We start from the raw sequence: 15,391 nt of genomic DNA, 5'->3' as shown, positions 1-15,391 counted from the left end.
GTAAAAAAGCGACCAAAGGCCAGAAATTTCTTCCAGAGATTATTTTCTGGGCATACTGCTGCTCAAAAAAACACCCAAAAGATACACCTGTTTCATACTTCCGATTCTGAACCCTAACCCTAACCCCATCACAAAATGTCATATAATAATGCGCCATAGCGTTACCACATCATCGTGTCATCGCGTTAAATTGTGTTGTAGCGAAGCCCCCTGAATAAATATTTCATTGTATGCCTTACCCGATTACACGACCGTCTCAAGGAAAGATCCTGCGTTATAGCAGTTACGCTGGCTCCAGTGATTCAATGATTCTGGCGCAACTCGCGCAGCAGGCAAAGCCTTTTGCCGTCATCACGGCCAACGCCCGTGAAGCACAACGTCTGCTGGAAGAAATGCCATTCTTTGATCCCGAGTTACGCATTCATTTACTGCCCGATTGGGAAACACTTCCCTACGATACATTTTCACCGCACCATGATCTTGTTTCAGAGCGGCTCGCAGCGCTCTATCAGATCATGAACAAATCCTGTGATGTCCTGATCGTGCCGTTAACGACGGCGCTATACCGCATTTTGCCGCGCGAATACCTCGCCGCTCACACCTTTTTCCTCAAGAAAAACGAAGTGCTGGATGTCGCAGCCTTGCGCAATCAATTGACTGAAGCCGGCTATTCCCATGTATCACAGGTATTTTCTCCGGGCGAATATAGCGTGCGGGGCGGGCTGATCGACCTGTTCCCGATGGGCAGCGCAATACCTTATCGTATCGATCTGCTGGATAATGAAATCGACAGCATCCGCACTTTTGACGTAGACACGCAGCGCAGTATCTACCCGGTCAATGAAATACGCCTGCTGCCCGCGCGTGAATTCCCGCTGGATGATAATGGCCGTACATGCTTTCGCGGTAAATTCCGGGAAAAATTTGAAGGCGATCCAACCAAAAGACAGATTTACAAGGACGTCAGTAAAGGCATTGCGCCGGCCGGGATCGAATACTACCTGCCGTTATTTTTCGATCAAACCGCGACACTGTTCGATTACCTGTCTGAAGAAACAGTCATCTGCCTGCATCAGGATATACGGCCGGTACTTGATGAATTCTGGCGCGACACACAGTCCCGTTATCAGTTGCTGCGGGCAGATATCGACCGGCCGTTACTGCCACCCGATGAGTTGTTTTTACCGGCCGACACCTTTTTCGGCAGATTGAAACCTCATGCCCGCATCGAGATACTAACCGACGCACAGGAAAAAAAAGCAGAATCGGTTGCAACCGTTCCACTGCCGCCAATAGCTGTCAATCGCTATGCGGACAACCCGCTCGAACAACTGGCGGCATTTGCGGACACATTCACAGCCACCGGCGGACGTATCCTGGTCGTTGCCGAAAGTAAAGGTCGACGCGAACTGATTGCAGACTATTTCAACCAGCATGGTCTCTACCCGCATACCTGTGAGAATTATGCACAGTTTCTGGCAAGCACACAGTCTTTTATGCTCGGTATTGCGCCGCTATTCAACGGGTTTATAGACAGCCAGGACAAGCTCGCTTTCATAACAGAGAGTGAACTATACGCCGCATCGCATGTGCCCGGACGCCGCGAGAGAGAATCACGCAAAACCACTTCGACAGACAATATTCTCCGCGACCTGTCCGAAATCAAGCCAGGTGATCCTGTCGTGCACGAACAGCATGGTATCGGCCGTTATCTGGGGCTTGTCAGTATGGATCTCGGCGATGGTGAGGAGGGCGAACTCAGCGAGTTTCTCACGCTGGAATATGAAGGCGGTGACAAGTTATACGTGCCCGTTTCGCAGCTTTATCTGATCGGACGTTACAGCGGCGCTTCCCCTGAAGCAGCGCCGCTGCACAAACTGGGCAGCAATCAATGGGACAAGGCCAAGCGCAAGGCCATGCAGCAGGTGCGTGATACCGCTGCCGAACTGCTTAATCTGTACGCGCAGCGCGCAGCACGGCGGGGACATGCATTTGATTTTAACCAGCATGATTATGAAGCTTTTGCGGAAGGCTTCGGTTTTGAAGAGACAGTGGATCAGGCGTCCGCCATCAACGCGGTCATCGAGGATTTGAAGTCAGACAAACCGATGGACCGACTGATTTGTGGCGACGTGGGTTTTGGCAAAACCGAAGTCGCCCTGCGCGCCGCATTTATCACCGTGGCCGACGGTAAGCAGGTTGCCGTCCTGGTGCCGACAACACTGCTGGCAGAGCAGCATTTTCAGAACTTTTCCGATCGTTTCGGACTGATCGCTGAACACTGGCCGGTAAAAATCGCCGAACTGTCGCGCTTTCGCACCGGCAAAGAACAAACCAGAACCATGCAGGAACTGGCCCAGGGCCAGCTCGATATCGTCATCGGCACGCACAAGCTGATACAGAAAAGCGTCAAATTCAAAAACCTGGGTCTGGTGATTATCGATGAAGAACACCGCTTTGGCGTCCGCCAGAAAGAGCAGCTCAAAAAACTGCGTGCTGAAGTCGATGTGCTGACGCTGACCGCCACGCCGATTCCGCGTACATTGGCCATGTCGCTGGAAGGCCTGCGCGATTTTTCCATTATTGCAACTGCACCGCAACGACGGCTGGCCATCAAAACATTTGTCAGCAATTTTTCCATGGCGCTTATTCGCGAAGCGTGCCTGCGCGAACTCAAGCGCGGCGGCCAGATATATTTTTTACACAATGAAGTCAACACGATTCGGCATATGTATGACAGGCTGGCCGACCTGCTGCCCGAAGCGCGCATTCAGATTGCGCATGGCCAGATGCGCGAACGCGAGCTGGAACACGTGATGCGCGATTTTTACCAACAGCGTTTCAACATTCTGCTGTGCACCACCATTATCGAAACAGGCATTGACGTGCCCAGCGCCAATACCATTATCATCAACAACGCCAACAAATTCGGCCTGGCGCAGCTGCACCAGCTGCGTGGCCGGGTCGGACGCTCCCATCATCAGGCATACGCCTATCTGCTTACGGCCGACATGCAGACGCTCAACGCACAGGCCAAAAAACGCCTCGAGGCGATTCAGGCCATGGAAGAGCTGGGTTCGGGTTTTTATCTGGCCATGCACGATCTCGAGATCCGCGGGGCCGGCGCCGTACTGAGCGAGTCCCAAAGCGGCGAAATGCAGGAAATCGGGTTCAGCCTGTACAGTGCAATGCTCGATACCGCCATACAGTCGCTTAAAAAAGGCCAGGAACCCGACATGCAGTATCCGCTCGGCGTTGCAACCGAAATCAACCTGCATGTACCCGCTCTGCTTCCCGAAAATTACTGCCAAGATATTCACGAACGTCTCGTCCTGTACAAACGCATGGCTAACTGCACTGATGACGAACAACTCGACGATATTCAAAGTGAATTAATCGACCGTTTTGGACTACTACCCGATTCAACCAGAGCCCTGCTCGACTGTCACCGACTACGTATAGCCGCAAAACCGCTCGGCATTATCCGCATTGACGCCAGTGCTGAAAGCATACAAATACAGTTCTCGCCCGAACCGCCCGTTGATCCCGCCAGAATTATTCAACTGATCCAGAGCGGCCGCGAATATTCACTCGCCGGCCCGGACCGGCTTAAAGTCCAGGCGCAGATCGCCGACGTTAAAAAACGGGTTTTACGCATTCAAAGCCTGATGCAATCATTATCAGTATGAAAAACAAACTACGCGCACTGATCGATCAGCCCGGCATCCACCCTGCGCCGGCCGTTTACGACTGTATTGGCGCCATGACCGCCGAGCAGGCGGGGTTCAACTATATCTTCACCAGCGGATTCGGTATCGCCGCGTCTCTGCTGGGAAAACCGGACCTGGGTTATCTGACTGCCGGCGAAATGATCGATTCGGCAAGACGTATCGCGCACAGCGTGTCGATTCCATTGATCGCCGACATGGACACCGGCTATGGCAATCCGCTGAACGTCATTCGCACTGTCGAAGAAATCGTGCAGACCGATGTCGCCGGCATCATACTCGAAGACCAGGTATGGCCCAAGAAATGTGGCCATTTCGAAGGCAAACAGCTCATACCTACCGACGAACAGGTGGAGAAAATAAAAGCCGCTGCATACGCCCGCCGCGACTCCGGTCTTGTGATTGTCGGGCGAACTGACGCCCGTGCGATAGAAGGACTCGACGGCGCGATCAAACGCGGCGAACGTTACCTGGCCGCGGGGGCGGATGTGCTGTTTATCGAAGCGCCACAATCCGAGGATGAACTAGCCGCCATCGCCCGGCATTTCCAGGGCGTTCCGTTATTCGCCAATATCATCGAGGGCGGTAAAACCCCCAATGTGCCGCTTGATGAACTGCAAGCCATGGGCTACAAACTCGTGGCCTATGCACTGTCCGGCCTGTTCTCGGCCACGCAGGCATTTATCGATTGTTTTAACGCGCTCAGAAAAGACGGCGGCACACAACATATCAATCAGGAATTGGCTTTTGAAACCTTCAAGACCTTGATTCGAATGAACCATCATATAGCGCTGGAGAAGCGGTTCAAAGTAAAAGAATAGCAAAGTCAGTGCGCACTTTAATGCGAAGTGCCTCACCTGTTAAACATTACACAGTGTCAATCAGCACGTAAGATTTACCACAATCGGCAAATATTTTTACCAAGCTAAAAATCACTTATCCTTAAAGAACAATGAAGTACAAATTGAGATTGGCAAATCTCGACGCTGTTACCTGGTAAATTTTGCACGCTGATTAACAATCTGGAACACTGCCCGCTTTACGCGGGTTTTTTAATGCCTGATATTTGCTGAATTTGCTTACAAATCCCGTTACATTTTTTAGCGTGCTGAAAAAGTCACTTAGATGAAATTAGGATAACTGCTTGATTTTATTGGTGGCCAAGGGCGGAATCGAACCACCGACACAAGGATTTTCAGTCCTCTGCTCTACCAACTGAGCTACTTGGCCTGTTTAATGCTGCAAAACTATTGATTGGCGCGCCCGGCAGGATTCGAACCCACGACCCCTTGGTTCGTAGCCAAGTACTCTATCCAACTGAGCTACGGGCGCTTAATACAATCTGTGTTCCTTTGCAGCGCAGGATTATAACAGATTGAAGCTGGTTGCGGGCTGCAAACTTCTATTTTTATTTACTCTTCACTTTGGATGCCGCTTGCCATGTACCGGGACAGATTTCAGTCCGGCAGATTGTTTTACTGAAATCCTCTCGTTCGCGGCGGCGATAATGGGTGATTTGATTCCGCTTGTCAAGGGTAAACAACAACACGTCAAGATTTATCGTCTTGTCAGCTCGGTGTAGTGGCTGCACAATTTATCCTTCCTCCAATGCGGGATCCCCCTTTAAAAGCAGACCGGCGTTACCTCAAATTTTCGGCGTCATGCATATAACATCTGCAGTTTGTGCACGGTGGCGCAGCGCATGGTCGATCAACACCAGGGCAAGCATTGCCTCAACGATTGGCGTTGCGCGAATACCGACGCAAGGATCATGCCGACCATGTGTTTCCACAATCACCGATTCGCCGTTTTTATCGATGGAACGCCTGCCCAGACGTATGCTGGAGGTGGGTTTGATGGCAACATTAACAGTTATCGGCTGACCAGTCGATATTCCACCCAGTATGCCGCCCGCATTATTGCTGAGAAATCCTTCCGGCGTCATCTCATCCGAATGCTCTGTTCCTTGTTGCGTCACACTCGCAAAGCCTGCGCCTATCTCAACACCTTTGACAGCGTTAATTGTCATCATGGCATATGCAATTTCAGCGTCGAGACGATCATAAACCGGTTCACCCCAGCCGACCGGCACATTGTCAGCCACGGCACTGATTTTCGCACCGACAGAGTCACCAGACTTGCGCAATTGATCCATAAACTGCTCAAGCTGCTCCGTGCGACTACTGTCTGCCACAAAAAAAGGGTTTTGATCAACATCCTCCCAACAATTAAATGGAATCGCTATCGGCCCAAGCTGCGACATATACCCCCGGATCACAATACCGAATTTTTGGTTCAACCATTTCTTGGCAATTGCACCGGCCGCCACACGTACCGCCGTCTCGCGCGCTGACGCGCGCCCACCACCACGATAATCGCGTATACCGTATTTCTGCCAATAGGTATAGTCTGCATGTCCGGGGCGAAACACATCCTTGATTTTACTGTAATCCTTGCTGCGCTGATCCTCGTTGCGAATCAACAGACCAATCGGCGTACCTGTTGTTTTACCTTCAAACACACCGGACAGAATTTCAACCGTATCTGATTCACGCCGCTGTGTCACATGTCTGGAAGTACCTGGCTTGCGCCTGTCCAGCTCGTGCTGGATGTCCTCAACACTGATTTCCAGCCCGGGCGGACAGCCGTCGACCACACAACCGATTGCAGGGCCATGCGATTCGCCAAAAGATGTAATGCTGAAAAGCTTGCCAAATGTATTTCCGGACATGCGTAAATTTTCCTCTAAATTTTATTATCATCAAATCAGAACTATCAATCTGCAATCCCAGTGTTTTAACAAACTGCTGCTGGGCAGCATTTGAGAAAAATCAAGTACATTATGCTTTAATCATGTTATATAACGGGTAAAATGCAGCGAATCGGCCAATTGGCTATTTCACTATTATAAACACAAAAAAGAAAAACAACGGCATTGAGTCCGGACATAGCCGTCTTTGAATTTACAGGATTAATGCCTCTAGACTTTTTCAGTTCAATATGCGCAGCAACACAGGAGATTGAATGAGCACATCACAAGTTAAAGATTATCTGACCCAGCTTCAAACCGATATCGTCTCGACAATTGAACAGGTGGATGGTAAAACATTCCATCGTGATCAATGGGACCGACCCGGGGGCGGTGGTGGAATAAGCACCGTGATCGAGGAAGGTAACGTTCTCGAGCGCGGCGGCGTCAATTTTTCTCATGTTTACGGCAGCGGTTTGCCCGCATCGGCCACGGCGGCACGCCCGGAATTATCCGGCAGATCATTTGAAGCGATGGGTGTTTCACTTGTTCTTCATCCACGCAACCCATATGCACCCACAGTACACATGAACGTGCGCTACTTTGAAGCGCGCAAAGAGAATGCGGATCCGGTCTGGTGGTTCGGCGGCGGCATGGATCTGACGCCGTATTATGGTTTTGAAGAGGATGCTATTCACTTTCATCAAGTCTGCAGGGATGCATTACAACCATTTGGCAGTGAATGTTATCCTCGCCTGAAAAAATGGTGTGATGAATATTTCTTTTTAAAACACCGTAACGAGCCGCGCGGGATCGGCGGGTTATTTTTTGATGACTGGAATCAGCCGGACTTTGCGACCTGCTTTAAAATGACACAAAACGTCGGCAACAATTTTCTAAGTGCGTATCGACCGATACTGGAAAAACGCAAGGACACACCATATGGCGAAAGAGAACGCGATTTCCAGGCTTACCGGCGCGGCCGTTATGTTGAATTCAATCTGGTCTGGGACCGCGGTACTTTATTTGGGCTGCAGACTGGTGGACGTACTGAATCCATTTTGATGTCACTGCCGCCGGTTGTCAAATGGCGCTATGACTGGAAACCCGAAGCCGGCAGTGAGGAAAGCAGGCTCTACACTGATTTTTTGATTGGCAAAGACTGGGTTTAGCCGATCCGCGGTACCGATTTACTCCTTTCTGACCATTGATTCGATTAAATGATTTATCGCACGTAACGATACGGCATGCAATGCTTGAATATTCCATGCATGGACTTACTTGTAAAGCAACCATTTCGACATCGCAATACAATGAATTCTGTGAAAAAGTTTAACTGGAGGATGCTCAATGTTACAACGTCAACTCGTTATGTCAGCACTGATTCTCTCTCTTTCACATGGACATGCACCGTTGATTCATGCGGAGTCGGGACTCGGAATCTGGAGCCAGGGTGCACCTGCCCCAAGCAAACGCACAGAAATAGCCGCAACAACATTAGGCAGCAAAATCTATGCTGTCGGTGGCTTCAACCGGCCAAGCATCAGTAATATTCTGGATTTTGCTGTCAGCCGGGATGTAGAGATTTACAACCCTGCAACAGATAGCTGGACCGTATCAACACCTTTGCCAGAAGGACGACACCACGCCGGTATTGCAGCCCACGGTGGATTTCTATATGTCATTGGTGGGTTCACGAAATCCGGCTTAACTGTCTGGCATCCTGTCAACACTGTTTATGAATACGACCCTGTCACTCAAACCTGGCGAGAACGAGCACCTATGCCAACCGCACGTGGCGCACTTGGCGTAACCGTTCATCAGGGCCGGATATACGCAATCGGCGGTTACGACGGCAAACAAAACACCGGCGCCACCGAAATTTACGATCCGGCCACCGATTCCTGGACAACCGGCGCACCCTTGTCTGCTCCTCGCGATCATCTTGCTGTTGCAGCAGCCGGTTCCAAAATCTACGCAATCGGCGGACGATCTAATTTGAAATACCAGCAAAACACCAGCGTGGTTGAAGCGTATGACTCCGCTTCTGATCAATGGGAGTACAAAGCAAATTTACCAACTGCCCGCAGCGGAATCGGTGCCGGCGTAATCAACGATCATATCTACATACTCGGTGGCGAATCGGATGAAGGAACGTTTGACAGCAATGAAAAATATCTTCCCGACAATGACCGCTGGGTAATCATGCCGCCTATGCCAACGGCAAGACACGGCCTGGGTGTGGCTGTTGTCGATGGACGGCTGTATGCCATCGGCGGTGGAACATCGCCTGGCGCATCGTTCAGTCAGATTACCGAAATCTTCGATCAGGCACCGGCGCTACAGTAGCGTTGAAATCAAAAATGATCAAAATCGTCATGATTTTTAGTAGACCTTCAGCACACGTAACGAGTAAGTAACAATACTTATGTTTTTATCAGCCACTTTATGTTATAAATAATATATGTGTGCTTGTTGATAATATTGACAATAGGAAATAGTAGCAAATAGCACAAGCGCATTGTGGAGGGTTGTCCTAAAGAAGCAAACTCAATATGTAAATGGAGGAGGTTACAATGAAACAGCTATCAACTATATTCGCAGTAGGTGTGTTGGCTATATTCCTGAGCAATCAGGCTTTGGCATCCGATGCAGGACATACTTCTGAAGCCATGGAACATGCAGGACAAGCACTTGCGCATGGTGAAGACGGGCATGCCAAGGTTTTGGTTGAGCATGCGGAAAAAGCTTTGCAACATGCAAAAGAAGCTGAAGAAGCGCATGCCGCAGCACATAAACATATGACAGAAGCCATAAAACATATGGAAGAATCAATCAAGCATGGCAAAATGGGACATGCCGACGAAGGTGCGAAGCATATGAAAGAAGCTATCATGCATATGCGTAAATCAGGGCATTAATAGCTAGCTAATTATTAAAAAAACCCTCAGTTTTTTTCTGAGGGTTTTTTTGTGGCTTCAATCTGCCAACCTGGCATTGGCACAACGACCTACTGCGCTGTTAGTAAATGGCGTATTTTTTGAATGGCCTTTGCTTCAATCTGCCGTACTCGCTCAGCCGAAACGCCCAGTTCGTCCGCTAGCTCATGCAATGTCGCCGTATCTTCTTCTCTAAGCCAGCGCGCTTCGATAATGTGACGGCTGCGTTCGTCAAGACAGTCCAGGGACTGTTGTAATCCCTCACCGCGGCGTGTTCTGTCCTGTTCTGCTTCGAGTATCTGCGATGGATCTGAGCCGTCAGTCAAATAGGCAATCGGACTATAGTAGTCGTCTTCTTCGTCAGACAGCGGTTCAAGTGAAATGTCATTACCGTTGAAACGCTTTTCCATTTCAACCACTTCCTCAGGCTTGACATTCAATTGCTCAGCAACCTGCTTCACTTCTCCTGGACCCATGGTATCCAGCCCTTGCTTCAGGCTGCGTAAATTAAAAAACAGTTTTCGCTGCTGCTTGGTAGTTGCGATTTTAACCAACCGCCAGTTCCGCATGATAAATTCATGAATTTCAGCCTTGATCCAGTGCACCGCAAACGATACCAGCCGTACGCCACGCTCGGGGTCAAAACGCTTGACTGCTTTCATCAGGCCCACATTGCCTTCCTGAATAAGATCTGCCTGCGGCAGACCATAGCCCTTGTAACCGCGCGCAATCGTCACGACAAAACGCAAATGCGACAATATCAGCTGCTGCGCTGCTTTGATATCGCCCTGATCCCGTAAGCGTCTTGCAAGCTTGTTTTCTTCTTCCTGAGACAGTAACGGAAAAGAATTCGCCGACTGGATATAGCTTTCAAGATTCCCGCTTATGGACGGTACCGTTAAAGCATACGTCATGATATTCTCCTCTTTACCTCGTTCAAATAATAATATCCGCTCAATAAAATCTGTTTATTATTTTAGCACTCTCAGCTTAAGAGTGCGAATATAGCCGTGAGTTCAACATTATGTAAAAATATTATTAATCTAATCTTTTTTTATGATTTTTCCTGCAATGCATGAATTCGTTTAACATCCTGAATCAGATGCCAGCACCAGACTCAGCTCTATGTATCGGATTCGATTCGTTTGAGATGGCCGGCAACAGCGAGGCGCGCACCCAGCCAGCCCAGCCAAGCGGCAAATAGCAGCAGGCTGATGCTGTCCCGCTCAGGAAGATGCTGTAAATGCACATCCCAGGCATACAGATCGGCCAGCGTCTTGAGTTCATCATTTATCGCTTGTAATACCAGCGCAATAATCAACCAAGCTGTTATACCGCCTGCCAGCCCCTGGATTGCGCCAAAATAAAGGAAAGGCCGCCGGATAAAACCATCTGTTGCACCAATGAGCTTAGACAACTCAATTTCATCGCGTCTGGTCATAATCTGCAATCTAATGGTATTAAACATCACAGCAACCACGGCAACGCTCAACAATGCAAACAACAACAAAACCACCACGCGTCCGAAATTCAATATCGCTTCCAGACGTTTGGTCCAGACCGAATCAAACTGCACATATTCGATTTCCGGCCATCCCTGCATGGTCGTCTGGAGCTGATCCAGTGCTTCGATGTTCGCATCCTGTATGTCGACAACAAATGCATCCGGCAAGGGATTTCGTCCAAGGCTATGCATAATGTCTCCCAAACCACCACTCTGTTGTAGTTGCAGCAAAGCCTGATCCTTGGAGACAAATTCAATTCGCACGACCCGTTTTTGCTCTTGCAGCAGGTTACGAATCGTGTCGATATCCTGTTCTGTTGCATGCTGTTTAAAAAACAGGCTCATTTGCGGCGTAACGGTTGTCTGTCCAGAAATTGCATGTAAATTTTGCAGCAATATATAAACCCCGACCGGCAGACTGAATGCTATTCCCATCACCAGTATACTCAGCAGATTGGTTACGGGTGACAGCACCATGCGTTTGAGCGCCTGTCCGAAAACAAAAACGTGCTGACTCAACCAGGCTTTGATCATGCCGCAAATTTTCCATGCTGCAATGACAGCACACGATACCGGTTTTCTTCCAGCAATGACGCATCGTGCGTTGCAATTAATACAGTTACACCTACCTGATGAAATGAATGGAAAATTGTCATGATCTCCCGCGCATACGCCATATCCAGATTGCCTGTCGGCTCATCAGCAATTAGAATCAACGGCCGATGCACCACAGCTCGCGCAATGCACAATCGCTGCCGTTCGCCGCCGGAAAGTGTAATCGGCATGGCTTTTTCTTTTTTTAACAGGCCAACCTTATCGAGTGCGGCGCGTACTCTTCCAGCCGTAATTTTGTTGTCAAAACCACTAATCTGTAAAGGCAGCAGCACATTTTCATAGACGTTCCTGTCAAACAGTAGTTTATAGTCCTGAAACACAAAACCGATTTTTCGACGCAAAAACGGTAATGCAGCAGGTCTCAACTGTACGATATTGTGTCCGTTGATCGCGATAACCCCAGAGGTCGGTCGGTCGATAGCCGCAATCAACTTCAGTAATGTACTTTTACCCGCTCCGGAATGTCCCGTTAAAAAAACCATTTCACCCGCGTCAATATTTAAATCGATATTATTCAATGCCTGATATCCATCGGGGAAACGCTTACTCACTTGCTTGAAATGAATCATACAGCCTCGATTAGTACGGAGACGAGCAGTCTTTAAACATGACTAAATTCTGTGACAAACACAGTACTTACACAACAGATCAGCCGAAAACACCACCGGCTAGTCAAACATGGCGTCGACAAACTCTTCCGCATTAAAGGGCCGGAGATCGTCGACACCTTCTCCTACACCGATAAATCGCAATGCAGGCGGGTTTTGAGTGTACTGACCGCGTATAGCTGCAACCACACCGCCTTTTGCCGTACCATCGAGCTTGGTCAGGATAAGACCCGTGACATTCAGTGCCTCGTCAAATGCACGTACCTGCGTCACCGCATTTTGTCCGGTGTTGGCATCCAGCACCAGCATAACTTCATGCGGCGCATTCGGCATGGCCTTGGCAATTACGCGTTTTACCTTTTTGATTTCCTCCATCAAATGCAGTTGTGTCGTCAAGCGACCTGCAGTGTCCGCCAAAACAATATCTATTTCGCGGGCCTTTGCCGCATTAATGGCATCGAAAATTACTGCCGCCGGGTCGCTTTTTTTAGCGGAATCACTGTCAGGTGCAATCACCGTCACACTGTTTCGCTCTCCCCACGCGATCAGTTGTTCACGGGCAGCAGCACGAAATGTATCTCCAGCTGCAAGTAACACTGATTGTCCACGTGCCTGAAAATATTTGGCCAGCTTGCCGATTGACGTCGTCTTGCCCACTCCGTTCACACCAGTAATCATAATAACAAACGGCTTGTTTGATGTGGTATCTAGGGATTTTTCCAGTGGTTTTAGCATACCTACCAGGGACTCCTTCAATGCTGTCTTCAGCTCCGCCGCTTCTGTCAACCCCTTCTTTTTGACTTGTACACGAAGATCCTCAAGTAATTGGGTTGTCGCATTGACGCCTGTATCTGCCGTCAACAGGATGGTCTCCAATTCTTCATACAGTTCTTCATCAATTTTTCCGCCACCGCCAAACAAACCGGACAATTGTCTACCCAGATTCTGGCGAGTTCGTGTCAATCCCAGACGAATTTTTCCCGCGAAACTGAGCGGACTGGATTCATCCCGTGTCTGGGTTCCGGATTCAGCGACAGAATCCGGCAGCGTTTCCGGTTGATCAGTTTGAACTAATTTAGATTGATCATCTTCGAAAAAATGGCTTTCTGTTTCAGCAGTGTCATTTTTTCTGGCCGACTCTTCAGTCTGACTGGCATGTTCGGATTCTTTCTTTTTGGATTTAAAAAAATTAAACATTCTGGTAGGCTCTGTCCTGATTGCTATAATACATTCACATACTAATTTTATTCTGTTTGATCATATTAGGTTAGCAAAAATGAAGCCAGTTTACTGTAAAACTTTTTCGATCATCGCATTGCTGATGATATCCCAATACTGGGTGGCAAGTCCCCTAAGTGCAAATCCACATGAATACATACTCGAAAATGGCTTGAAACTGGTTGTCAAGGAAGATCATCGCTCACCTGTTGTTGTGTCGCTATTGATGTATAAAGCCGGCAGCGTCGACGAAACAAACGGTGTAACAGGTGTAGCACATGTTCTTGAGCACATGATGTTCAAAGGTACTGAGAAAATCCCCGGTGGAGAATTTTCCAAGCGTATCGCTGCTGCCGGCGGACGTGACAATGCTTTCACCAGCCGCGACTATACCGGTTATTTTCAACAACTGCATAAGGATTTTTTGCCGCTCTCCATGGAGCTTGAAGCAGATCGCATGCAAAACCTGAAGCTAACTGAAGAAGAATTTTCCAAAGAAATCAAAGTTGTTATGGAAGAACGACGGCTTAGGACCGATGACCAGGCGCGTTCATTGTTATTTGAGAAAATGCTGGCAACCGCTTATCAGTCTCACCCATACCGTCGCCCGGTCATCGGCTGGATGAACGATCTTGAGAACATGACCGTCGAAGATGCACAAACATGGTATGACCGCTGGTATACACCCAACAACGCGGTACTCGTTATTACCGGTGACGTCAATCCTGGCGAAGTAAAAACGCTGGCACAGCGGTATTATGGCAAGATACCGGCACGCCCTGTACTCTCACTGGACAAGCGCAAACCGCAGACCGAGCCACCCCAGCTTGGTATTAAACGTATCACCGTCAAGGCGCCGGCTGAATTGCCTTATCTGCTCATGGGATATCATACACCGGTTATACATGATCCTGACGAGGACTGGGAGCCTTTCGCACTCGAGGTACTTGAAAGCATACTTGACGGACATGCATCTGCCAGACTGAATAAATCACTGGTGCGCGGACTTCAAATCGCCAACTCTGTAAGCGCCAGCTATACAGCGACCGGCCGTGGCCAAAGCATGTTTTTGCTTGGCGGTACACCTAGCCCCGGAAAAACTGCTGAAGAACTGGAGCAGGCATTTCGTACGGAAATCAAGCAAATGATAGAAAATAAGGTGACCGATGAAGAATTAAATCGAGTGAAGGCCCAGGTTATCGCCAGCCAAGTTTATCAACTCGATTCCATTTTCGCACAGACTATGCAGATTGGCAGATTGGAAAGTATCGGACTCTCCTACCGGGATATTGATCTCATACTTGAGAAACTGCAGACAGTAACCGCAGATCAAATTCGCATGGTTGCGGAAAAATATTTTGATGATGACCGACTCACCGTCGCCGTACTTGAACCCCAACCTCTGGAGCATAAAGAGCCAGGCAAAGTATCCGAAGGATTGCGTCATTGAAATTGACATCATTGAAAATTTACGTCAGTCTCGTTTTGGAATCAGGAATTCCACTGTGAGTGCAGCGCGTTGATCATTTTATTGCATTCACAAAAGACTTACGCTCGTTCATGACGAATAATCATTTTTTCATCAATTGCGTACTGTTAATATTTCTCTGTGCACTGGTGTCTAATTCACTGGCGTGGGCCTTTCAAGGCGAGATTTTTATGCACGTCCTGGACAATGATCATCAGCATTTACATCCAATCACCCAGAAAACACATACAAATAACCCACCCCAGGATTTTTCTGCAGAAACCGAATTAGCAGTATCATCCGGCGTATGCCTCAGTACTGCACAACAGCCCTTTTTCCTGACAAAACCACTGTATTCCCTGCTCCCTGCAATTACAGAAGTTTTTGATGAATTCATTTCTGAGCTGATATCAGACACCCCCGCATATTCTCTGTTTCGCCCTCCTCGAATCTCCGACCGCAGCTAACAGATTGTTGCACACACCGGGATACCTGCTGCTCCCTCAGAAAACTGATGGCGTGTTCCAGCCAGCTTGTTCAAAGGGTGCCGGAATATCAATTG

12 protein-coding genes and 2 tRNA genes are annotated in these 15,391 nt (G+C 48.8%); 6 read left to right on the top strand and 8 right to left on the bottom strand.

From position 1 onward, the window contains the following. The first annotated feature begins 230 nt into the window (after window positions 1-230). Both mfd and BMY62_RS00520 read left to right on the top strand, forming a co-directional pair. Window positions 231-3,689 carry a transcription-repair coupling factor gene (gene mfd / locus BMY62_RS00525; RefSeq protein ID WP_090655036.1) on the top strand — a complete coding sequence of 1,153 codons (3,459 nt, stop codon included), beginning with the start codon at window positions 231-233 and terminating at the stop codon, window positions 3,687-3,689. Beyond that, on the top strand, window positions 3,686-4,549 hold the full coding sequence (locus BMY62_RS00520; protein ID WP_090655032.1) for an isocitrate lyase/PEP mutase family protein: 864 nt from the start codon (window positions 3,686-3,688) through the stop codon (window positions 4,547-4,549). Before mfd ends, BMY62_RS00520 begins: the two co-directional genes overlap by 4 nt. A gap of 333 nt (window positions 4,550-4,882) precedes the next feature. On the opposite strand, the gene BMY62_RS00515 is transcribed toward BMY62_RS00520, so the two are convergent. The 4 genes from BMY62_RS00515 to aroC form a co-directional block, all read right to left on the bottom strand. Then, window positions 4,883-4,958: transfer RNA gene (locus BMY62_RS00515), tRNA-Phe, on the bottom strand. Window positions 4,959-4,983: 25 nt separating this feature from the next. Next, window positions 4,984-5,060 (bottom strand) — tRNA-Arg (locus tag BMY62_RS00510). Window positions 5,061-5,136: 76 nt separating this feature from the next. After that, window positions 5,137-5,319, bottom strand: a complete 183-nt coding sequence (locus BMY62_RS15895) for a hypothetical protein (protein WP_143058729.1) — start codon at window positions 5,317-5,319, stop codon at window positions 5,137-5,139. Between the two features lie 54 nt (window positions 5,320-5,373). Next, window positions 5,374-6,459 carry a chorismate synthase gene (aroC, locus tag BMY62_RS00505; RefSeq protein WP_090655029.1) on the bottom strand — a complete coding sequence of 362 codons (1,086 nt, stop codon included), beginning with the start codon at window positions 6,457-6,459 and terminating at the stop codon, window positions 5,374-5,376. Window positions 6,460-6,752: 293 nt separating this feature from the next. Between aroC and hemF the strand changes: the two genes are divergently transcribed. The 3 genes from hemF (at window position 6,753) to smbP (ending at window position 9,398) form a co-directional block, all read left to right on the top strand. Next, entirely contained in the window at window positions 6,753-7,649 is an 897-nt protein-coding gene (hemF, locus tag BMY62_RS00500; RefSeq protein WP_090655026.1) for an oxygen-dependent coproporphyrinogen oxidase, read from the top strand. Between the two features lie 178 nt (window positions 7,650-7,827). Continuing rightward, on the top strand, window positions 7,828-8,826 hold the full coding sequence (locus BMY62_RS00495) for a Kelch repeat-containing protein (RefSeq protein WP_090655023.1): 999 nt from the start codon (window positions 7,828-7,830) through the stop codon (window positions 8,824-8,826). A gap of 227 nt (window positions 8,827-9,053) precedes the next feature. Next, window positions 9,054-9,398: a small metal-binding protein SmbP gene (smbP, locus tag BMY62_RS00490; RefSeq protein ID WP_090655020.1), complete on the top strand. Its 345-nt coding sequence runs from the start codon at window positions 9,054-9,056 to the stop codon at window positions 9,396-9,398. A gap of 89 nt (window positions 9,399-9,487) precedes the next feature. Here smbP and rpoH read toward each other — a convergent pair whose 3' ends face one another. The 4 genes from rpoH to ftsY all read right to left on the bottom strand — a co-directional run bounded on the left by rpoH (window position 9,488) and on the right by ftsY (window position 13,340). Further along, window positions 9,488-10,330 (bottom strand): RNA polymerase sigma factor RpoH, encoded by an 843-nt coding sequence (gene rpoH, locus BMY62_RS00485; protein WP_090655017.1) that lies wholly within the window; start codon window positions 10,328-10,330, stop codon window positions 9,488-9,490. Between the two features lie 209 nt (window positions 10,331-10,539). Beyond that, the gene (ftsX, locus tag BMY62_RS00480; protein WP_090655015.1) at window positions 10,540-11,454 is read right to left on the bottom strand and encodes a permease-like cell division protein FtsX; all 915 of its coding nucleotides are present in this window, start codon (window positions 11,452-11,454) and stop codon (window positions 10,540-10,542) included. Next, complete coding sequence (ftsE, locus tag BMY62_RS00475; RefSeq protein WP_090655012.1) at window positions 11,451-12,104, bottom strand: cell division ATP-binding protein FtsE; 654 nt, start codon at window positions 12,102-12,104, stop codon at window positions 11,451-11,453. Before ftsE ends, ftsX begins: the two co-directional genes overlap by 4 nt. 99 nt (window positions 12,105-12,203) lie before the next feature. After that, window positions 12,204-13,340, bottom strand: coding sequence for a signal recognition particle-docking protein FtsY (gene ftsY / locus BMY62_RS00470; RefSeq protein WP_090655009.1), 1,137 nt, complete (start codon window positions 13,338-13,340; stop codon window positions 12,204-12,206). Between the two features lie 79 nt (window positions 13,341-13,419). Here ftsY and BMY62_RS00465 point away from each other — a divergent pair, with 79 nt between their 5' ends. After that, window positions 13,420-14,811, top strand: a complete 1,392-nt coding sequence (locus BMY62_RS00465; RefSeq protein ID WP_090655301.1) for a M16 family metallopeptidase — start codon at window positions 13,420-13,422, stop codon at window positions 14,809-14,811. Window positions 14,812-15,391: the final 580 nt, after the last annotated feature.

It is taken from the genome of Nitrosomonas marina, from assembly GCF_900111605.1.
Taxonomy (GTDB): domain Bacteria; phylum Pseudomonadota; class Gammaproteobacteria; order Burkholderiales; family Nitrosomonadaceae; genus Nitrosomonas; species Nitrosomonas marina_A.
Note: the sequence above shows the minus strand (reverse complement) of the source record. Positions and strands in the feature narration are given on the sequence as shown.

Excerpts from the sequence above, each read along its gene's own strand:
- mfd (WP_090655036.1), top strand. The coding sequence starts at position 231 with ATGCCTTACCCGATTACACGACCGTCTCAAGGAAAGATCCTGCGTTAT.
- BMY62_RS00520 (WP_090655032.1), top strand. The coding sequence starts at position 3,686 with ATGAAAAACAAACTACGCGCACTGATCGATCAGCCCGGCATCCACCCT.
- aroC (WP_090655029.1), bottom strand. The coding sequence starts at position 6,459 with ATGTCCGGAAATACATTTGGCAAGCTTTTCAGCATTACATCTTTTGGC.
- hemF (WP_090655026.1), top strand. The coding sequence starts at position 6,753 with ATGAGCACATCACAAGTTAAAGATTATCTGACCCAGCTTCAAACCGAT.
- BMY62_RS00495 (WP_090655023.1), top strand. The coding sequence starts at position 7,828 with ATGTTACAACGTCAACTCGTTATGTCAGCACTGATTCTCTCTCTTTCA.
- smbP (WP_090655020.1), top strand. The coding sequence starts at position 9,054 with ATGAAACAGCTATCAACTATATTCGCAGTAGGTGTGTTGGCTATATTC.
- rpoH (WP_090655017.1), bottom strand. The coding sequence starts at position 10,330 with ATGACGTATGCTTTAACGGTACCGTCCATAAGCGGGAATCTTGAAAGC.
- ftsX (WP_090655015.1), bottom strand. The coding sequence starts at position 11,454 with ATGATCAAAGCCTGGTTGAGTCAGCACGTTTTTGTTTTCGGACAGGCG.
- ftsE (WP_090655012.1), bottom strand. The coding sequence starts at position 12,104 with ATGATTCATTTCAAGCAAGTGAGTAAGCGTTTCCCCGATGGATATCAG.
- ftsY (WP_090655009.1), bottom strand. The coding sequence starts at position 13,340 with ATGTTTAATTTTTTTAAATCCAAAAAGAAAGAATCCGAACATGCCAGT.
- BMY62_RS00465 (WP_090655301.1), top strand. The coding sequence starts at position 13,420 with ATGAAGCCAGTTTACTGTAAAACTTTTTCGATCATCGCATTGCTGATG.